An 18828-nucleotide genomic window follows, 5' to 3' on the forward strand; every position below is an offset into this window, starting at 1 on the left:
ATTTTCTGAAAATGGGGTTCAGGCCACCCCCGGTTCGATCGGTTTGTCCTGCCTGCGGTCTCTCTCCTGATCCGTTTTCTCCGGCGGATCGACGATCTTGTCGCGCTGCTGCTGCTGCTGTTCGATAGATGGGTCCACAACCCGATCCTGTTCCTGATCCGTTTCCGTACGGCTATCCACTATCGGATCGCAGTCCTTTGTTTGTTCGCAATCTGGATCTTCCAGCCGATCCGGAATCCGCCGTTCATTCTGATTGGACAAGGCTGCCAGCATCCGGGAACGCCATAGCGATTGAGGCGCGCGATCCACTTGGGCACGGGAGAAAGGCAAGTCTGTATTTTCAGCAACTGTGTCGACCATATTGATCGCGAGGGCCGGTCCTGCTGTAAAAGCGGTCAAGACAGCAGCTGGAACAATAATCGCCTTTTGCATCGTGAACTCCTTGGCATGAGCCCAAGACCTACCAGCTGACTCAGCGTCCATTCAATCGGGGCAATTACGTATTGGAAGAAAGTCCGTTCCAGCTATTTATGGATCGGGAAAGAGAGCCGATGAAGTGGACCGTTTACAAATTAAACATTGCTGCGGCGTTTCCTTGCGCTGTTGGATTCCGGGTTTGAGCCGCCGGTCATGGTGCAATCAGAACCCCGGCAAGCCGACTGGAAGAAGACGGAACGGCAGGAGGAGCAGTGGCTTTTCGACAGCATAGCTGCGGATGCAGAATTGGATATGGAACTCGAATGGCTCCAAAGGAGATAATGAAATGCGATCACAACCAGACATGAAAAAATTGGTGGCCAAAGGCGCGGCCTTGATGATGACCTTCCTGCTGTTCGCCTGTGCGACGGCGACACCCTATCAACCCAATCTGCCCGGCCAGAAAGTGGCGGGTGGATATTCGCAGACCCGGCTGACCGATGATCGCTATGAAGTCAGTTTTGAAGGCAATACGCTGACTTCGCGCGAGCGGGTCGAGAGTTACCTGCTGTATCGCGCTGCGGAATTGACCGTCCAGAACGGCTATGACTGGTTCGTGCTGCTTGACCATGAGACCGAGACCGAACGGCGGACCTATATTGACCGCTATCCGCGCTACAGCAGATATGGTCCCTATTATGATTACTGGCGCCCCCACTGGAGCTATTATGCAGGCAGTGACTGGGTGATCTGGCATCCCTATGGTCCTGGCCGGTTCTGGTCCTACGAGGTTGATTCACGGACTGTCGAAAAGTTCAAGGTCTTTGCCGAAATCAGGATGGGTAAAGGAACGATGCCGGAAAATGGTGACCGGGTATTTGATGCCCGCACTGTCATCACCGACCTGGAGCCGACAATTGAACGGCCGGAAGATAATTGATCGATGCGGGTCTAGCCCCTGGCTAGACCCAATCGGTAAAAAGCAAAGTCACGCCGTCTTGGGGTGCAATTTTACGATTTGTTTCGAAGCCTGGTCGGTGTTTGCGGCTGAGTAGTTTTTGACAGCATATAGCTGGGTGTCAGCGGCCTCAAGCAAGGTTTCCGCGTCGCTGCCGTCTCTTGGCCATGTCGCTACACCGATGCTCGCGCGAACCCGAATAATGTGATTTTCGACGATGCAGGGAGGGACCAGTGCAGCAAGCATATGGTCTGCACAGGCCACGCTGGATATTGTTGATTCCGGAGATAGCAATATCGCAAATTCATCGCCGCCCATCCGTGCAACAATGCCATTTTTGCCGCAGGCAAGCTTGAGACGCTCCGCTACTTCTACAAGCAATTGGTCACCGACGGCATGGCCGAACTGGTCGTTGATGGGTTTGAACCCGTCAAGATCAACCAAGGCGACGGTAAATTCTCGTCGGGGATCGTCCGCAGCAATTTGTTGGTCGAGATTTTCTGCCAATACCCTACGGTTGAACAGACCCGTCAGTGGGTCGGTATGCGCGAGTTTTCGCATTTCATGCTGCAACATCAGCAAATTGATAAATTGATCATTTTGTTGCGTGATCAGCCGGTAGAGAAAGGTTGTCACCATCATGAGGCTGGCAGCGGCAGACCAGCTCAGTGGCTCGCCAGAGAGGATAAGCAGGATGGTGATCGGCACGATTCCGATCATGATGTTGAGGAGTGCTGCCAACCGGATCGTGGCCAGCGTATAAATAGTGGTCAGCGAACCCATTGCCAGCGTGAAGGGATAAAATAGCCGCAATTCGGCAGGGGCATGGGCCCAGCTGAGCACACACCAAACGCTGACGAGGACGCAGATGGTCGCCGAGAAAAAAGTTGCTTCACCGATAAACCGGCGTGCCCGCCTGGGGTTTTTCGAGGCGTTTCGGTCTTTTATAAGCGAACAATATCCAATCAGGCAACAAGCGCCCATCGCAAGCGGCAAGCCATAGCGAATCCATGGGTCGGCGCCGCTACTCGAGGCGTAAAGCACAAAGGGAATGGTCAGAAACATGGCCAGGAATAAAGCGCGGGACTGCTTCTGCAGACGGGTGGCGCTTAAAATGGCAAATTCATCGCTGACCGCGTCCGGAACCGGCGGGATAAGCTTGAGCAAGAATTGTCGGATGGTTGAATGCATCACGCAGTGTTAGCAACTATTTGTAAACTCTAAGTTAAGCGGTGTCACTGAGTGACTATTCCAGCTTTTCCGCTTGGTCCAGCCGAATGCCTCAAAACCTCTACACCGAAAATTAACCATATGCTGGCTATATGAGCGGGTCTGAAACACAACTCAGGAGCTATCATGTCATTCGAAAATGCCGGTTCGATTACGCCTCAGGATATTGTCACCGGGGAGGGTGTAAAACGCGGCGCGAGCCATCCCAGCTTGCCGCAAAATGACACGATAGAACAGCGCGCCGCGCGCCGCGAGCAGATCGCGGACACATGCGCCGAATATCAATGGACATGTGACGTGGCGACCTTGCCCGGTGTCCCGCTGGCGACAAAGGTTCCGTCCGATGATCAGCCTTCGATCGAATGGTGGTTCAAGGTGCTCGAAGTCGGGCTCGAAATTATCGAAAACATCGCTGCGGTATGGGTGCATCCGATTTTCTCCGGTCTCGACGCAGCGGCGAAGCAGATCATCAGCGATGCACTGGATGATGCACAAGATGTGCGATCCGATGTTGATGCGCTGAGACGGAAGCATGCGGGAAATACGCTGGCGTCCGGTCTCGAAGCGCGCATCGGACAGGCGGAGCAGGGTGCTGATATCGAAGCGCTCAAGGAACATGATCATATTCTTCGCGATATCGTGACCGTGATCGTCGATGTGCTGAAGGCCGAGGAAGCTGCGGACACGCGCTCGATCGAGGCCTATCGTGATCTTTTTCAGACCATTCCGGTTCCAGAAATCGGTTATACATTTCAGGAGGACGCCGAGTTTGCCCGTCTCAGGGTCGCCGGGCCCAATCCAATGCTGATCGAGGGCATCGATCAAATTCCGGATAAATTTCCGGTGACCGCAGCGCAATATGCGTCTGTGATAGCGGGCGACACGCTTAGCGACGCTCTTGCCGATGGGCGAGTATTTCTCTGTGATTACAAAGATCTGGAGGTGCTTGTTCCGGGTGTATGGAAGGATGTCGCAAAATTTGTTTACCGTCCGATGGCGCTGTTCGCAGTGCCTCCCGGTGGATCATCGCTGATGCCCGTGGCGATCCAGTGTGGGCAGGACAGCAGCCAGAATCCCATCATGACTCCTTCGGTTGCCGCCTCCGAAAAATGGGGCTGGGAAATGGCCAAGTTCGTCGTCCAGGTCGCGGATTGCAGCTATCATGAGTTGTTTGTCCATCTTGCCGGCACGCATCTGGTCAGCGAAGCCATTGCCATCGCAACCCGCCGGAATCTCGCCAACATACATCCGCTCTGGTCATTGCTGGTTCCGCATTTTGAAGGAACCTTGTTCATCAATAATATGGCAGTGGAAACGTTGATCAACAAAGGCGGTCCGATTGATGCGTTTTTTGGCAGTACTATAACATCCAGCCAGCTAGCCGCCGTCACCGCACGGTTGTCCTTTGATTTTGCCAAGAAAATGACGCCGGTGGATTTCGCCAACCGCAAAGTCGCCGACCCCTCCAAATTGCCGGATTATCCCTATCGCGATGACGCCCTGCTCGTGTGGGATGCAATCCACGACTGGGCTGAACAATATATCCATATTTATTATGTTGATGATGATGCGGTGACCGGTGATACCGAACTGGCGCATTGGGCAACCTCGATTGCATCGCAAGGGCTCATGGTCGGTTTTGATGCGATCACCACCCGTGAGCAGTTGATCAATGTGTGCACCATGATCATTTTTACCGCCAGTGCCCAGCATGCCGCGGTCAATTTCCCGCAACGTTCGATCATGACCTTTGTGCCTGCGGTTCCTGCCGCCGGCTGGGCCGCAGCGCCGACCAAACAGGAAGATCACAACAAGGCCGAATGGCTCGAATATATGCCGCCCATGTCGCTGGCCTTCGAACAAATGTCTTCCCTCGTTCTGCTGGGATCGGTTTATTACCGGCCACTCGGCGACTATCAGGTCAACCGCTTCCCTTATGAAAGCTGGTTCCAGGATCCTGCTATTACCGACAGTGAAGGACCGTTGGCCCGGTTCCAGGCCGGACTGCGGGCGGTCGAGAAAAGGATTGTCGCGCGCAACCAGCGACGGATGCATCCCTATACCTATCTGCAGCCGAGCCTTATTCCGACCAGCACCAATATCTAGCGGGGGCAATCTGTCGCCGCTGGCTGTCGCTGCTGGTCAGTCCGGCCGGCGCGCTGCCAATATCCGCCTGTTGCGCGCTTCGACTGCCCGAAAGGCCTTGAACACGCTCAGGTCAGGATCGGTCTTGCCAGTCTTGCCGAGATTCTCCAGCTGCTCGTAGAACCAGTAGATGATGGCGAAGCTGCCCACCGCCTTGACTATCTGAAAACGCTTGAGAAAACCCAGCCAGTCGGGGATGAGTTGGAGATGGTCCTCGAAGCGTGGCAATGTTTCCAATCCTTCCAATAATTGCCTGGGTGCATCGGTCATCACGCACATTGGTCGCCCCAGGCCTATGAGATCGGCCGCGCCGCTTTCCAGAGCCGCGCTCATCGCCGCCCGGGTCCGGAAACCACCGGTGACCATCAGCGGCACCTTGACCGCATCCTGCATCGCCTTGGCAAAGTCGACAAAATAGGCTTCGCGTGCCTTCGTCGAGGGGGCGATATTCTGATCTTCTTTCTCTTCGATCCCGTCGGCACCCATCAGCGCCGGCTGTTCATAGGTTCCACCGGAAATTTCGACGAGATCGACACTTGACTCTTCGAGCCATTTGACCACGTGCAGGCTGTCGTCGAAGTTGAAGCCGCCTTTCTGGAAATCCGCGCTGTTGAGTTTGACGGAGATCGGGAAATCCGGCCCGACTGCCGCCCGCATCTTGGCCACCACGGCGAGCAGGAAGCGCGCCCGGTTTTCCAGACTGCCGCCATATTCGTCGGTGCGCTGATTCGCCCGGGGACTGAGGAAACTGCTCAGCAGATAGCCATGGGCGGCATGTATTTGTGCGCCGGTGAAGCCGGCTGCCTGACAGGTTTCGGCGGCCAGCGCGAAGCGGTCTGCCAGTTCGCCAATCTCGCTGGAGGTCAGCGCGACGGGTTCGCCAAATTGTCCACCGGGCAAGCCGAGTTTAACCGCCGATGGGGCCTTGGGGTGCTTGTTGACATTGCTCTGTGTCTGCCTTCCGGCATGACTGATTTGCGCCCAGAAATGATTGCCATTGCGGGTTGCGGCCTCGGCCCAGCTTTTTAGTGCTGCCATCATGGCGTCGCTGGCCGGACCATCAATGATGACATTTCCGGGCCGCTCCAGATGGTCGCGATCAATCTGGATATTGCCGCTGAGCAGCATCCCGGCGCCACCTTCGGACCACAATCCGTATAACCGTTCCAGTTCCTTTGTCGGCATCCCGTCCGCTGTGGCCATACCTTCGGTCATTGCGGCCTTGGCCAGCCGGTTGGACAGGGTGGCACCGCAGGGCAGAGCCAGTGGACTGGAAAGCGAAATGATCATGGAAAAGTCCCGGATTTGAATTGCGATTAAAAACTGATTCTGTCGCAACTTGCAATATTTGGCAAGTGTTCCAGTATATTGGCGATATAAAATGCTGGCAAACTGGACGTTTGGCTTTTGCAATAAATTGATTATAGTGGGATGATCAATCGCACGGCGGCAAATGTCCGGTGATTGACGAGGATGATATTCTGAGGGGAATAAAAATGGTCGCAGCAGCGTCGCGAAAATCGGTAAGCAAGCATCAAGCGCGTCATGACGTGCAACATCATAGCATCCGGTGGGACAAGAAGATGAGCAACAATTGCGCGGCTGCGCTGCTGGTCTACACTATTCTGCAGATTTTCGTCGTCTTGCGATTCATCGAAACCAAGGGCATGTCGATCGCCCCCTATTTCGGTCTGATCCTGCTCGTAGCCGTGATCATTCCCTTTTGCCGCAATTTTGAAAAACGTTGGGCAAATATGAGCAACAGCGGCTTGACCGCTCAAAGCCTTGCCGCACGGTTCCGCGCCGATCAGACTGTTTTGTGGCTGTTGGCTCTGGGCTTGCCATTCCTCTTTGTCGGTTTGATCACAGCCTTTGGGGCAATGCTCTGAAAAATGGCCGGTAATTACCGGCCTCCAGAAACAGACGACGGTTTCTTCACCGTTTAGCACCAAATCGTTGACCTTGCCGGGTGCCGCACCTATGTCCGGCGCATGCTAAAACCTTCTGAAGCGCAGGACCGCGCCGACGCCCTCATTTCCCAAGCCAAAAAAGCCGGTGCCGATGCCGCTGATGCCATCTATGTCTGCGATGCCGCGACGCAGGTGCAAATCCGCCTCGGCAATCTCGAAGATGTCGAGCGGTCCGAAGGCGAGGAAATCGGCCTCCGGGTTTTTGTCGGCAAAAGATCGGCGACCGTATCCTCATCCGATATGGATCCGGAAATCCTGTCGTCTCTGGTCGGACGTGCCCTAGATATGGCCAGAGAGGCACCCGAGGATCAATATGCCGGTCTCGCGCCGGAAGAGCTGCTCCTCAAATCGGACCCATATCCTATCGAGGGCGATGACGGACAGGATCCGGAACCGGAGTTTCTCCGCGAACTGGCGCTAAAGGCAGAAGATGCGGCGCGGTCGGTAAAAGGTGTCACCAACAGCGAAGGCGGTGCAGTGAGTGCGGGGCGCAGCATCGTCGCGCTGGCCACCAGCCACGGTTTTTCCGGAGCCTATTCGACGAGCGGCTATAGCCTGTCGGCCAGCGTGATTGCCGGAGAGGGCGATGGCATGGAGCGTGACTATGCCTATGACAGTGTGCGCTTTCTGGAGGATCTGGACGCGCCAGAGACGATTGGCCAGGAAGCCGGACAAAGAGCGGTTTCACGGCTTAATCCGGTAGATTTTTCTGCCGGCGCCATGCCGGTCGTCTATGATCCGCGCGTGGGCAACAGCCTGCTCGGGCATTTTGTCGGCGCGATATCGGGTAGCGCCATCGCCCGCAAAACCAGTTTTCTGCTCGATGCGTTGGACACCGAAGTGTTCGACAGCGGCATCACCGTCATTGACTGTCCCCATCGCAAGCGAGGCCTCCGCTCGAAAGCATTTGACGGTGAAGGCTTGCCCACTGCGAAAACCAAATTGATCGATAATGGCCGTCTGACCCAATGGATCATGGAAAGCGCCTCGGCTCGCCAGCTGGGCCTGCAGCCGACCGGCCATGCCTCGCGCGGCGTAGGCGGCGCCCCCGGCGTCAGCGTCACCAATCTGCACATGGTCAATGGCATGGTCAGCAAGGCGGATCTGATCAAGGATATCAAGCATGGTGTCTATATCACCGAGCTGATCGGCATGGGCGTCAATCCGGTAACCGGCGATTACAGCCGCGGTGCCGGCGGTTTCCTGATCAGCAATGGCGAAATCGGACCGCCGGTTTCCGAAATCACGATTGCCGGTAATTTGAAGGATATGTTCAAGAGCCTGATTGCGGCGGACGATCTGGAATATCGTTATAGTATCAACGTCCCGACCCTGCGCACGGACAGTATGACGGTGGCCGGTGGCTGATCTGGATTTTGAACGGGTCATAGCGATCGCCAACGAGGGCGGTGCGCTGGCCATGCGGGACTGGGAGCTGGGCCGGAAGGCCGCCGGCACATGGGAAAAGTCGCCTGGACAGATTGTCAGTGAAGCCGATCTGGCGGTCGACCGCTTTCTGCGCTCCGAGCTGGAGAAACTGTCGCCGGACATCGGCTGGCTGTCGGAAGAAACCCATGTTGACCAGAGCGGTGCCGGCGACGAACTGACCTGGGTGGTCGATCCGATCGATGGCACGAAGGATTTTGTGTCCGGCAAGACCGGATGGTGCGTCTCGGTGGCGCTGGTGCATGGTGATGACCCGGTTTTCGGCGTCCTGGTCGCACCGGCGATGACGGAAACCTGGGTGGCGAAAGCGGGCAGCCATAGCGAAGTCAACGGCCGGACCTTGTCGGCCAGTCAGCGACGTCAATATGACGGTTGCCGTGTCCCTGTGGAAGTCCTGCCGCCCGATCTCAACCTGACGGCTGTGCCGAAGCCGAACAGTATCGCACTCAGGATGGCGATGGTTGCGGATGACCGGGCCGATGTAGTGGCCTCCACTCGATGGGGCCATGAATGGGACATTGCCGCAGCCCATGTGATTGCCGTCGAAGCGGGGGCCAGTGTCACCAATGCGCTGGGCGAAAAACTGGTTTATAATGGCACTCATGGAAAAGCGCTCGGTGTCTTGTGCTGTTCGAAAAATCTGTTTGAACAGGCAGTGGAGCGGATCGGTAAACAGTTCACCGGCAATGGTGCCAGCCACTAGCTTCCGTTAGGCGGGACGGGCTCTGGTCCAAAGACCCCGTCGGTCGCTGCGGGGCGCTGCAAACAGGGCCTGCCAGAACGCCTTTACAATCCAGCCGAATTTCTTGCTTTTGCTGATATATATCCGCTGCTCAAGCGACTGGCCTTCGCTTTTTTTGACCGCCCGCGCAATGTCGCCGTAAATCCCGGCGGCCGCCAGCACCGCCCAGCGCGACCGGAATGGCAGGCTTGTCGCACCCACGCGCGCAGAGGCTTCATAGTCTGCGGCGCGATCACAAAGCCGGTCGACCAGCAGAACCAGTCCATCCCTTTTATCCGGGTTCATGACGTCATCGGAATGGATGTTCGCTTCGGCCAGCCATGTCTTCGGCAAATAGCAGCGCCCGGCCTCCGCGTCCTCGGCCACGTCGCGGGCGATATTCGCGAGTTGGAACGCCAGACCCAGATCACAGGCGCGGTCGAGCAACTCCTGATTGCTTGCTGAAACGCCCATTACGATTGCCATCATGCAGCCAACTGTGCCCGCAACATGATAACAATATCGAAAAAGGTCCGCTTCGGTTTCCGGTCGCCAATCCCTCGCGTCCAGCGCGAAGCCGTCGATCATGTCATGGGCGAGGCCAAGGGGAATCCCGCATTCCTGGGCAGCGAAGCCAAAGGCATCAAAAGGGGGCTGGCCGGTTTGCTCGCCGCCATGGGCGCGCACGGTCATCATTCGCATGGCCGCGATCGTCTTCTCCGGATTTTGCACTTTTGACATGCCATGACCATGATCTTGTCCGTCGGCCAGATCATCGCAGGCGCGGCACCAGCAATAGAGCAGCCAGGCCCGTTCGCGGGTCTGGCGGGAGAATAGCTTCGAGGCCCGGGCAAAGGATTTGGAGCCTCGTTCGATACTGGCTTTAGCGTAAAGGACGAGATTGGCGCGGTTCATGATTGGAAACGCTTCACGGTGATATCGTGAGCGCAGGCGATCACGCCAGATCCTCCAGCATCAATTCGGCTGTCGCCTTTGCGCTCCCCACAACACCTGGAATTCCGGCGCCAGGATGGGTACCCGCGCCGACGAAATAGAGATTGTTAATCACATCGTCGCGGTTGTGTACCCGGAACCAGGCGCTTTGCGTGAGCAGGGGTTCCAGGCTGAACGCGCTGCCCAAATGCGCATTGAGGTCAGTCCCGAAATCCTGCGGTGTATAGTGAAAACTGGTGATGATCCGGTTGTGAATATCCGGGATCAGGCGCCGGCCAATCTCGTCGAGAATGCGCTTCTCATAGATCGGTCCCATTTCTTTCCAGTCAATCGGCAGCTTGCCCTGATGGGGTACCGGTGCCAGCACATAGAAGCTGCTATGGCCTTCCGGTGCCATTCCCGGATCCGTCACGGTCGGGTGGTGCAGGTATAGCGAGAAATCTTTCGGCAGCACGCCATAATCATAAATATCCTCGAGCAAGCCTTTGTAGCGTGGTCCGAACAGGATCATGTGATGCGGGATGCCCGGCCAGCTGCCTTTTATCCCGAAATGGACAACGAAAAGCGAAGGCGAATAGGTCTTTTTCTTCAGCTTGTCGGTTACCGTTGCGCTGCGATGCTTGTGACCCAGAAGATCGCGGTAGCTGTGCATGATGTCGGCGTTAGAGGCAATGGCATCAAACTGCTCTTTCCAGCCCGATTTGCAAGTGATACCCGAGGCGCGGTCGCCAACGGTATCAATTCTTGTTACCGGATCGTCGAGCCGGATTACCCCGCCAATGCGCTCGAAATGCTTGACCATTGCACTGACCAGCATATTGGTCCCGCCCTTGGCAAACCAAACTCCGCCCAGCCGTTCCAGCTTATGGATCAGGCCGTAAATCGCGCTGGTCTTCATGGGATTTCCGCCCACCAATAATGTTTGAAAGGACAGAAACTCGCGGAGTTTCTCGTTTTTCACAAAGCTCGAAACCTTGGAATATACAGAGCGATAGGCTTCATATTTCATCAGGGTAGGGGCGGCCTTGACCATGGATTTGAAATCGAGAAACGCCTTGGTGCCAAGCCTGACATAGCCTTCCTCGTACAAGCCACCGCTATATTCGAGGAATTTCTTGTAACCCTCGACAGCATCGGGCTCGATCGCCGCGATATTGGCATAAAGCTCGTCTGGATCGTTGACATAATCAAAATTCGTGCCATCCGGCCAGTTGAGCCGGTAGAAAGGCGATACCGGCATCAGCTCGATATCTTTCGCCATATCATGGCCGGTGAGCTCCCACAGCTGCGACAGACAGTCCGGGTCGGTAATGACGGTTGGGCCGCCGTCGAAGATAAAGCCTTGCTTTTCCCAGAAATAGGCGCGTCCGCCAGGCTTGTCGCGGCCTTCCAATATGGTTGTCTGGATTCCGGCTGACTGCAGGCGGATGGCGAGTGCCAAGCCGCCAAAGCCGGAACCGATTACGGCCGCTTTCTTGAACAATTCACTCTGGGATTTGGCAATGTTACTCATTGAAAAGACAAACTCATCTATATTTGAACAATAGCGGGATGGCGCGGGAAATAGGAATGGGAGGCTTGCCCGAGAGCAGACTGATCTGATCCATCCGGGTCGATTTGCCAGCATAGAAACGCGCGAGCAACCGTTCATCCTTGCTATAGGTATGTTGCAGCGATTTATAGCGTTTTTCGGGATCGGCACCGAGAAACAGGAACGCGCAGAGCAGGCGATAGAATTTTCCCTTTTTCCAGTGCTCCCTCGCCAGATTGCGCAGCCTTTGGTCGAGCATATTCTGACTGATCTCGGGCTGTTCGGCGATCAGGATAGCCGTTTTGACCGCCATTGGCAGGGAATAGCTGGTGATTGGCTGAATCAGGGCGGCACGCGCACCGGCACGCGCATCGACCCCTGGATTGGCTTTCCAGAAAGCCTCGAAATCTCCGCCATAAAACACTGGCAGCCGGCCTTTTTCCTCGCCGACTACTGCCTCGATTTCCCAGCCCTGATCGGCTGTATAGTCGGCAATCCGGGCATGGGACGCCGCGCTGTCGAGGTCAGCCGTGTCGGCATAGTAAGTATCTTCGACAAAGACTTCCGTTTCACTGAATGGCAGGCAGTAGACAAAGCGGTAGCCGTCAATCTGTTCCACTGTTGCGTCCATGATGACCGGGCGCTCAAGGCCGTGCGGTTGCTTCAGCTGCAGCATCTGGCCGTAAAATTTCTGCCAGCCGCATTCCAGCGCAGAAATATCGCCACCACCGCGCACATCCAGCACTGCGGAAGCAGAAATTTCTTCGCCATCATCCAATATCACCCGGTTCTTCTCGACGCGTTTGACTCTATGTCCCGTTTTCAGCGCTTTCGGAGGTAGCTTGCTATGCACTTGCTTGTCGAGATTTCCGGACTCTATCGAATAATAGCCATTGTGCAGGCGGCGGCTATATTTCGGGAAATGGACGTCATAGCTGTCCCACTGGCGAGAGATCAGCGGGTCGACCAGCCAGCGGTGTTCCGCTTCGACATCGCTTGCGAAAAAAGACCAGATATGATTACCCCCGAAATGCGCCCCGGCCTCGATCAGCAGAATATTCAATTCCGGCCTCAACCTGTTCAGTGCCAGCGCAATCAGGCCGCCGGCCAGACCGCCGCCAGCGATCGCCAGATCATAGGGATTGGAGGAACGTGAGGGCTCGGGCATCGCTTCGCCTTAGCGGATGGGCTGGACCGGGGAAAGCCTGTCTGAAAGCCTGCCAGCGGTTCTTTATCCCTTGCTCCCGGATGATCGGCACCATATTCCCCGTCGTATGGATCATGCGTTTCCCCTCCTGTTATCGGCTATCGCCATGACGCTGATCATCGGCGGGCGCTATTTGCTGAGCAGCGGATTTTTTGCCTGGCTGACCGAGCGCGTCCGGCCGGGCCAATATGTGAAGCTGAAACCGCAAATCGGTCGCGAAATCCGCTGGTCGCTGCTGTCTGCGGCGATCTATGGCGTGCCCGCGGGGATCGTTGCATGGGGCTGGCAAAATGCTGGCTGGACCAAGATTTACACCGTTCCCGTGATGTACCCCTTATGGTATCTACCGGTGTCATTTTTCCTCTATCTTTTTATCCATGACACATGGTTCTACTGGACCCACCGGCTGTTTCACCGGCCGCAATGGTTCAAGCTCGCGCATGCGGTCCATCATGACAGCCGTCCGCCGACAGCCTGGGCCGCGATGAGCTTTCATCCGGTCGAGGCGATCAGCGGTGCGATCGTTATTCCGGCCCTGGTCATCGCGATACCGATTCATGTCGGCATTTTGGGACTGGTATTGCTGGTCATGACCGTTATGGGCGTATCCAACCATATGGGGTGGGAGATGTTTCCACGCTGGCTGGTCCGCGGACGATTGGGGCAGGGGCTGATCACCGCGTCCCACCATGAAAAACATCATGAATTCTATCGAGGTAATTATGGGTTGTATTTTCGGTTCTGGGACAAAATCTGTGGTACGGACATCGGGCTTGCCGATCCTGACAGCGGTTTCGGCATTGCTGCTCGCGGCCAGTGCGTCGGCGGCTGAGGCGCCAACCGCCACTGTGCCGGTGATCTCGAGCTCGATTGACCTTGCCATCATCGGTTTGCGCTCTGAAAAAGGCGATGTTCTGGTCTGTTTGAGCGCCGATCCAGAATATTTTCCGGATTGCACCAAAGACAAGAAGGCGCGCAAGCTGAAAGTGCCCGCAGCCAAAGCCGGCCATATCCAGATCGCTGGCGTGAAGCCGGGTATCTATGCCGTGGCGCTGGTGCACGATGAAAATGCCAACGGGAAAATGGATCTGCGCCTCTTTCTGCCACGCGAAGGATTTGGCTTTTCCCGAAATCCCAAAATTGGCATGGGTCCGCCGAAATTCGAGTCGGCCCAATTTTCCGTCGGAACCGATGATGCGCATTATGCGGTGCGCATGAAATACATACTTTAGACGAATGAAAATTAACCCATTACTAGGATTAAGCCTGCATTGACCGGAATCTTGTAGGAGTCTGAGTAATGTATCAAGCGATTAATACCCATTTCAAACAGCAGGACAGTGCCGACCAATTGCGATTGTCGGAAATATTGGGCGCGTTTACTTACGCGCTGGATCTGACCGAAGGGCAGCCCGCTGGCCACAGTATCCGTGCCTGCTGGATCGGGACGCAACTGGGCATGGCTCTGGGTATGAAGGGCGACGAATTGCGCGATGTCTATTATGCTACGCTGCTCAAGGATCTCGGCTGTAGCAGCAATGCTGCCCGGGTTAGCGAAATGTTTGTCGGCGACGATCGCAAGCTCAAGCATGATTTCAAATTAATCGGTCCACGGCCCGAAGATTTTGGTGAACATGTTGTCAGCGCCGTCGGCGTGACGGCTGCGGCAGACGCGCGCAATCAGGCGCTTGGCAATATCGCCGAAAATGGCGATGCTATCATGACCGAGATCATCGGAACCCGATGTGAGCGCGGCGCTGATATCGCCCGGCAGCTCAGGTTTTCCGAGAATGTTGCTCAGGCGATCGCCCATCTTGATGAACATTGGGACGGGGGTGGCTTGCCGCTGGGGATCGCCGGAACCGACATCCATATTGGTGGCCGGATCGCGTTGCTGGCTCAGGTTGTCGATGTCTTTTTCACGGCCCATGGCAAGGATGCCGCGATTGCCGAGGTTCGCAGCCGCTCGGGAAGCTGGCTTGATCCGAAGCTGTGTCTGCTATTCGAAAAACTGTCTGCGGCCAGCGGATTCTGGGAAGAGCTCAAGCTGGATGATCTGCCCGAGCAATTGTTCGCTCTTGAGCCGGCGGTGCAATATATTCCCGTCGACGAAGACTATCTCGACGATATCAGCCTCGCCTTTGGCCGGGTGATTGATGCCAAAAGCCCCTATACCGCTGGCCATAGTGAGCGGGTGGGCCTGCTTGCTGACAAGATTGCCGAAAAACTGGGAATGGACGATGACCGCCGCCGGGCGCTGCGCCGGGCTGCCATCCTGCACGATGTCGGAAAGCTGGGTGTGAGCAGCGAGATTCTCGAAAAGCCCGGCAAGCTGGATGCGGAGGAATGGGAGGCCATGCAGCGCCATGCTGTTTATACAACCGATATTCTGGGCCGGATTGGCGTGATGAGCGATATGGCAATGATTTCCGGGTCGCACCACGAACGGCTTGATGGCAAGGGATATCCGCTCGGTCTCGATGAACGCAGTATCGCGATGGAAACCCGTATCATCACCGTTGCCGATATCTATGATGCCTTGACCATGGACCGGTCCTATCGGTCGGCGATGCCATCCGAAAAAGCCATGGCCATATTGCAGGGTGAAGTCGGGAAAGCCGTGGACAGGCAATGTTTCGAGGCGTTGCAAAATATAATCCAACAGGTTGAGCTACACTGAAGCATTTTGCCAAATGGCGGCTCCTGCTCTAAAGTGAAAGGGAACCGAAACGCGCCCCGGTGCGTTGGACGGTTTCCAAGTCTGATGGAAAAAGCCATGAAAACATTCAATATTCTCTTCCGTACTGCCATATGTTCTATGGGCGTGGTCTCGGCCCAGCCGCTGATGGCACAGGAAGATCCGGCACCGATGCCGGTTGAAAAATCCGTTTTTGATGGCGATTATATAACCGCTGGCATCGGCGTAGCGGTTGGCCCGAGCTATGACGGCTCGGACGATTATACGGTGTCGCCGCTGCCGGTCGTACTCGGCCGCCTCGGCGGCGTCGATTTCCAGCCGCGTGGTCCGGGTATCGCGCTCGACTTCATCCCCGACCAAAAGGACGCAAAGATCGACTTCGTTCTTGGTCCCGTGGTGCGGGCGCGGTTTGACCGACACAATTCGATCAAGGATCCCGTCGTCCGTTCGCTTGGCAAGCTGGACTTTGCGCTGGAGCTGGGACCGGTCGCCGGCGTTCAGGTCAATCGCCTGCTCAATCCGTATGACTCGCTGACCGCGCAAGTCGATGTGCGCTGGGATGTCGCCGGGGCGCATGACGGCATGGTCGTTTTCCCAAGCCTGACCTATTTCACGCCGCTCAGCCGCGGCCTGGCAACCAGCCTGGCGATCAGCGCGGAACATGTCGACGATGATTATGCCGATTATTATTTCAGCATTTCCCCCGCCGGATCCACCGCCAGCGGCCTGCCGGCCTTCGCTGCCGGTGGTGGCTGGAAAAATGTCGGCGCGACGCTGCTGACCGCAGTCGATCTTGACGGCGATATCACCAATGGGGGCCTTGGTCTGATATTCCTCGGCGGCTATTCGAGAATGCTGGAAGATGCAAAACGATCCCCGGTCACCTCGATCCGCGGCAGCGCCAACCAATGGTTCGGCGCGATCGGCGTGGGTTATACATTCTGATTTGCGGGCCGCAATCGCCGGGCCGATCCTGAAATGCAGCGTTGCAAACTTCGCTGGACCTGACTTCCGGTTCGTCCTAAGCTCTGACCTTCCCCGGGGAGTCGTTTGACTGAGAGGGGCGCGTAACGTCGCCCGACCCGCAGAACCTGATCCGGCCCCGTATATTCGGGCTCACCGGCGGAGGGAGGGAGCGGTTATCCGGTTAAACCCGACACGCTCTTTCTCCATCAGGCCAGAAGGAGCGACGCGATGGGCAGTGCAGGCAATATCACCGGGTGGATCACCCTTTTCTTCGGCCTCTACGGACTGGCGGCGGGCGTTGGCGAATATCGCAACCCCGGCTTCTGGTCCAATATGCTGGGGGAAATCCGGGCCAGCAGCGCGCTGCAATTTGTCACCGGAATCGTCACCCTGGCACTGGGTGCCACCATCTATCTTGTCAATCCCTTCGACCCGGCCGACTGGCTGTCGATCCTGGTCACCGTCATCGGCGGCTGGATCATCATCGAAGGCATGCTGATCCTGGCGCTGGGTGACTGGTTCATGAACTTTGCCAGCCGTCTCATGGGCAAGGAAGCGCGCTTCTGGGCGGTTCTCGCCATCATCTTCAGCCTCGCCGCTATTTTTGCCGGTCTCGTCCGGCTCCAAATCTAAACTTCAAAGAAATCTAAACTTCAAAGAAAGCATCATCTATGGCCGACCTTCCCGCAAAAACCGAAATTGGCGTAACCACCGGCCCGATCCGCGGTTCGAAGAAAATTCACGTCGCCGCGCATAGCGGCAGCGGCATCCGCGTGGCGATGCGCGAGATACAGCTCGAGGGTGGCGAAGCGCCGGTGCGCGTCTACGACACGTCCGGCCCCTATACCGATCCCGAGGCGCTGATCGATATCACGACCGGCCTCAACGAATTGCGCGGCCAGTGGATCCGCAGCCGCGGTGATGTCGAGGAAGTCGACCAGCGCGAAGTGAAACCGGAAGACAATGGCCAGCTCGGCCCCGACCGCAGCGGCGGCGTCGCGCCTTTCCCCAATGTCCGCCGCAAGGTGCTCCGCGCCAGGCCGGGCGCGAACGTTTCCCAGATGCATTATGCGCGCCAGGGCATCATCACCCCGGAAATGGAATATGTCGCCGAGCGCGAAAATCTCGGGCGCGAGCGGCTCAAGGAATATAAGCGCGACGGCGAGAGCTTCGGCGCGTCGATCCCCGACTATGTCACGCCGGAATTTGTCCGCGACGAAGTGGCGCGGGGCAGGGCGATCATCCCCAGCAACATCAACCATCCCGAAACCGAGCCGATGGCAATTGGCCGCAATTTCCTGGTCAAGATCAACGCCAATATCGGCAACAGCGCCGTCGCATCCGATGTTGCCAATGAGGTCGACAAGATGGTCTGGTCGATCCGCTGGGGCGCCGACACGGTCATGGATCTCTCCACCGGTCGCAACATCCACGACACCCGCGAGTGGATCATCCGCAACAGCCCCGTGCCAATCGGCACCGTGCCGATCTATCAGGCGCTGGAAAAAGTCGGCGGCGTCGCCGAGGACCTGACCTGGGAAATTTTCCGCGATACCCTGATCGAACAGGCGGAGCAGGGCGTCGACTATTTCACCATCCACGCCGGTGTCCGGCTGCCCTATGTGCCGATGGCGGCCAAGCGCGTCACCGGCATCGTCAGCCGCGGCGGCTCGATCATGGCCAAATGGTGCCTGGCGCATCACAAGGAAAGCTTCCTCTACGAGCATTTCGACGACATTACCGAGATCATGAAGGCCTATGACATCGCCTACAGCCTCGGCGACGGCCTGCGCCCCGGCTCGATTGCCGATGCCAATGACGAGGCGCAATTCTCCGAACTCTACACGCTCGGCGAGCTGACCCACCGCGCGTGGAAGTCGGACGTGCAGGTGATGATCGAAGGCCCCGGCCATGTGCCGATGCACAAGATCAAGGAGAATATGGAAAAGCAGCTCGAAGTCTGCGGCGAGGCGCCTTTCTACACGCTCGGCCCCCTCACCACCGACATCGCGCCCGGCTATGACCATATCACCAGCGGCATCGGCGCCGCCCAGATCGGCTGGTACGGCACGGCGATGCTCTGCTATGTCACGCCCAAGGAACATCTCGGCCTGCCCGACCGCGACGATGTGAAAGTCGGCGTCGTCACCTATAAACTCGCCGCCCACGCCGCCGACCTCGCCAAGGGCCACCCGGCCGCGCAGGTCCGCGACGATGCCCTGTCCAAGGCGCGCTTCGAATTCCGCTGGCGCGACCAGTTCAACCTCAGCCTCGACCCCGACACGGCGATGCAATATCACGACCAGACGCTCCCCGCAGAAGGCGCGAAAACCGCCCATTTCTGCTCGATGTGCGGCCCGAAATTCTGCAGCATGAAAATCTCGCAAGAGGTGCGCGACTTCGCCAGCAAACAGAACCAGAGCGCCGAAGGGTTTATTGCGTCTGAGAAACTGGGCGCCGATACCGCAGCAGCCAGCAAGGCCGCAGCGGAAGAAGGCATGCGCGAGATGGCGAAGGTTTATAAGGACAAGGGGGATCGGTTGTATCTGCCGGAGGATGAGGTGAGCGAACCGGCGGAGTGAGTT

17 protein-coding genes and 1 riboswitch are annotated in these 18828 nt (G+C 56.9%); of the genes, 11 read left to right on the forward strand and 6 right to left on the reverse strand.

Annotated features, from left to right (window positions below):
• Positions 1-18: 18 nt before the first annotated feature.
• The gene (locus tag ACN0WX_RS09300) at positions 19-432 is read right to left on the reverse strand and encodes a hypothetical protein (protein ID WP_417622036.1); all 414 of its coding nucleotides are present in this window, start codon (positions 430-432) and stop codon (positions 19-21) included.
• A 331-nt stretch (positions 433-763) separates the two neighbouring features.
• On the opposite strand from ACN0WX_RS09300, the gene ACN0WX_RS09305 reads away from it, so the two are divergent.
• Positions 764-1357 carry a CC0125/CC1285 family lipoprotein gene (locus tag ACN0WX_RS09305; protein ID WP_417622037.1) on the forward strand — a complete coding sequence of 198 codons (594 nt, stop codon included), beginning with the start codon at positions 764-766 and terminating at the stop codon, positions 1355-1357.
• Between the two features lie 48 nt (positions 1358-1405).
• On the opposite strand, the gene ACN0WX_RS09310 is transcribed toward ACN0WX_RS09305, so the two are convergent.
• Positions 1406-2566, reverse strand: coding sequence for a GGDEF domain-containing protein (locus ACN0WX_RS09310; protein WP_417622038.1), 1161 nt, complete (start codon positions 2564-2566; stop codon positions 1406-1408).
• Positions 2567-2731: 165 nt separating this feature from the next.
• Here ACN0WX_RS09310 and ACN0WX_RS09315 point away from each other — a divergent pair, with 165 nt between their 5' ends.
• Positions 2732-4711, forward strand: coding sequence for a lipoxygenase family protein (locus ACN0WX_RS09315; RefSeq protein WP_417622039.1), 1980 nt, complete (start codon positions 2732-2734; stop codon positions 4709-4711).
• A 36-nt stretch (positions 4712-4747) separates the two neighbouring features.
• Here the strand turns inward: ACN0WX_RS09315 and ACN0WX_RS09320 are convergent, their stop codons facing one another.
• Entirely contained in the window at positions 4748-6040 is a 1293-nt protein-coding gene (locus tag ACN0WX_RS09320; protein WP_417622040.1) for an NADH:flavin oxidoreductase/NADH oxidase family protein, read from the reverse strand.
• Positions 6041-6246: 206 nt separating this feature from the next.
• On the opposite strand from ACN0WX_RS09320, the gene ACN0WX_RS09325 reads away from it, so the two are divergent.
• From ACN0WX_RS09325 to ACN0WX_RS09335, 3 genes are all read left to right on the forward strand, one after another.
• The gene (locus tag ACN0WX_RS09325; protein ID WP_417622041.1) at positions 6247-6639 is read left to right on the forward strand and encodes a hypothetical protein; all 393 of its coding nucleotides are present in this window, start codon (positions 6247-6249) and stop codon (positions 6637-6639) included.
• A 102-nt stretch (positions 6640-6741) separates the two neighbouring features.
• Positions 6742-8088, forward strand: a complete 1347-nt coding sequence (locus ACN0WX_RS09330) for a TldD/PmbA family protein (RefSeq protein WP_417622042.1) — start codon at positions 6742-6744, stop codon at positions 8086-8088.
• Positions 8081-8869, forward strand: a complete 789-nt coding sequence (locus ACN0WX_RS09335; protein ID WP_417622043.1) for an inositol monophosphatase family protein — start codon at positions 8081-8083, stop codon at positions 8867-8869. Before ACN0WX_RS09330 ends, ACN0WX_RS09335 begins: the two co-directional genes overlap by 8 nt.
• Positions 8870-8875: 6 nt before the next feature.
• Here the strand turns inward: ACN0WX_RS09335 and ACN0WX_RS09340 are convergent, their stop codons facing one another.
• The 3 genes from ACN0WX_RS09340 to crtY are packed head-to-tail and all read right to left on the reverse strand — an operon-like array spanning position 8876 to position 12540.
• Positions 8876-9802, reverse strand: a complete 927-nt coding sequence (locus tag ACN0WX_RS09340; RefSeq protein ID WP_417622044.1) for a phytoene/squalene synthase family protein — start codon at positions 9800-9802, stop codon at positions 8876-8878.
• A 40-nt stretch (positions 9803-9842) separates the two neighbouring features.
• Entirely contained in the window at positions 9843-11354 is a 1512-nt protein-coding gene (locus ACN0WX_RS09345; protein WP_417622045.1) for a phytoene desaturase, read from the reverse strand.
• Positions 11355-11367: 13 nt separating this feature from the next.
• Positions 11368-12540: a lycopene beta-cyclase CrtY gene (crtY, locus tag ACN0WX_RS09350; RefSeq protein WP_417622046.1), complete on the reverse strand. Its 1173-nt coding sequence runs from the start codon at positions 12538-12540 to the stop codon at positions 11368-11370.
• A gap of 106 nt (positions 12541-12646) precedes the next feature.
• Between crtY and ACN0WX_RS09355 the strand changes: the two genes are divergently transcribed.
• From ACN0WX_RS09355 to thiC, 6 genes are all read left to right on the forward strand, one after another.
• Positions 12647-13411 (forward strand): sterol desaturase family protein, encoded by a 765-nt coding sequence (locus ACN0WX_RS09355; protein WP_417622435.1) that lies wholly within the window; start codon positions 12647-12649, stop codon positions 13409-13411.
• Positions 13353-13811, forward strand: a complete 459-nt coding sequence (locus ACN0WX_RS09360) for a DUF2141 domain-containing protein (protein ID WP_417622047.1) — start codon at positions 13353-13355, stop codon at positions 13809-13811. The genes ACN0WX_RS09355 and ACN0WX_RS09360 overlap by 59 nt, the downstream gene beginning before the upstream one ends.
• 68 nt (positions 13812-13879) lie before the next feature.
• Positions 13880-15259, forward strand: a complete 1380-nt coding sequence (locus ACN0WX_RS09365; RefSeq protein WP_417622048.1) for an HD-GYP domain-containing protein — start codon at positions 13880-13882, stop codon at positions 15257-15259.
• Positions 15260-15355: 96 nt separating this feature from the next.
• Positions 15356-16222 carry a MipA/OmpV family protein gene (locus ACN0WX_RS09370; protein WP_417622049.1) on the forward strand — a complete coding sequence of 289 codons (867 nt, stop codon included), beginning with the start codon at positions 15356-15358 and terminating at the stop codon, positions 16220-16222.
• Positions 16223-16306: 84 nt separating this feature from the next.
• A riboswitch (TPP riboswitch) is annotated at positions 16307-16425 on the forward strand.
• Between the two features lie 46 nt (positions 16426-16471).
• Positions 16472-16876, forward strand: coding sequence for a hypothetical protein (locus tag ACN0WX_RS09375; protein WP_417622050.1), 405 nt, complete (start codon positions 16472-16474; stop codon positions 16874-16876).
• Between the two features lie 38 nt (positions 16877-16914).
• Complete coding sequence (gene thiC, locus ACN0WX_RS09380; RefSeq protein ID WP_417622051.1) at positions 16915-18825, forward strand: phosphomethylpyrimidine synthase ThiC; 1911 nt, start codon at positions 16915-16917, stop codon at positions 18823-18825.
• Positions 18826-18828: the final 3 nt, after the last annotated feature.

The sequence above is a fragment of the Parasphingorhabdus sp. genome (assembly GCF_048269915.1).
Lineage (GTDB): Bacteria > Pseudomonadota > Alphaproteobacteria > Sphingomonadales > Sphingomonadaceae > Parasphingorhabdus.

Coding starts and splice junctions, on each gene's coding strand:
- ACN0WX_RS09300 (WP_417622036.1), bottom strand. CDS start 432: ATGCAAAAGGCGATTATTGTTCCAGCTGCTGTCTTGACCGCTTTTACA.
- ACN0WX_RS09305 (WP_417622037.1), top strand. CDS start 764: ATGCGATCACAACCAGACATGAAAAAATTGGTGGCCAAAGGCGCGGCC.
- ACN0WX_RS09310 (WP_417622038.1), bottom strand. CDS start 2,566: ATGCATTCAACCATCCGACAATTCTTGCTCAAGCTTATCCCGCCGGTT.
- ACN0WX_RS09315 (WP_417622039.1), top strand. CDS start 2,732: ATGTCATTCGAAAATGCCGGTTCGATTACGCCTCAGGATATTGTCACC.
- ACN0WX_RS09320 (WP_417622040.1), bottom strand. CDS start 6,040: ATGATCATTTCGCTTTCCAGTCCACTGGCTCTGCCCTGCGGTGCCACC.
- ACN0WX_RS09325 (WP_417622041.1), top strand. CDS start 6,247: ATGGTCGCAGCAGCGTCGCGAAAATCGGTAAGCAAGCATCAAGCGCGT.
- ACN0WX_RS09330 (WP_417622042.1), top strand. CDS start 6,742: ATGCTAAAACCTTCTGAAGCGCAGGACCGCGCCGACGCCCTCATTTCC.
- ACN0WX_RS09340 (WP_417622044.1), bottom strand. CDS start 9,802: ATGAACCGCGCCAATCTCGTCCTTTACGCTAAAGCCAGTATCGAACGA.
- ACN0WX_RS09345 (WP_417622045.1), bottom strand. CDS start 11,354: ATGAGTAACATTGCCAAATCCCAGAGTGAATTGTTCAAGAAAGCGGCC.
- crtY (WP_417622046.1), bottom strand. CDS start 12,540: ATGCCCGAGCCCTCACGTTCCTCCAATCCCTATGATCTGGCGATCGCT.
- ACN0WX_RS09355 (WP_417622435.1), top strand. CDS start 12,647: ATGGATCATGCGTTTCCCCTCCTGTTATCGGCTATCGCCATGACGCTG.
- ACN0WX_RS09365 (WP_417622048.1), top strand. CDS start 13,880: ATGTATCAAGCGATTAATACCCATTTCAAACAGCAGGACAGTGCCGAC.
- ACN0WX_RS09370 (WP_417622049.1), top strand. CDS start 15,356: ATGAAAACATTCAATATTCTCTTCCGTACTGCCATATGTTCTATGGGC.
- ACN0WX_RS09375 (WP_417622050.1), top strand. CDS start 16,472: ATGGGCAGTGCAGGCAATATCACCGGGTGGATCACCCTTTTCTTCGGC.
- thiC (WP_417622051.1), top strand. CDS start 16,915: ATGGCCGACCTTCCCGCAAAAACCGAAATTGGCGTAACCACCGGCCCG.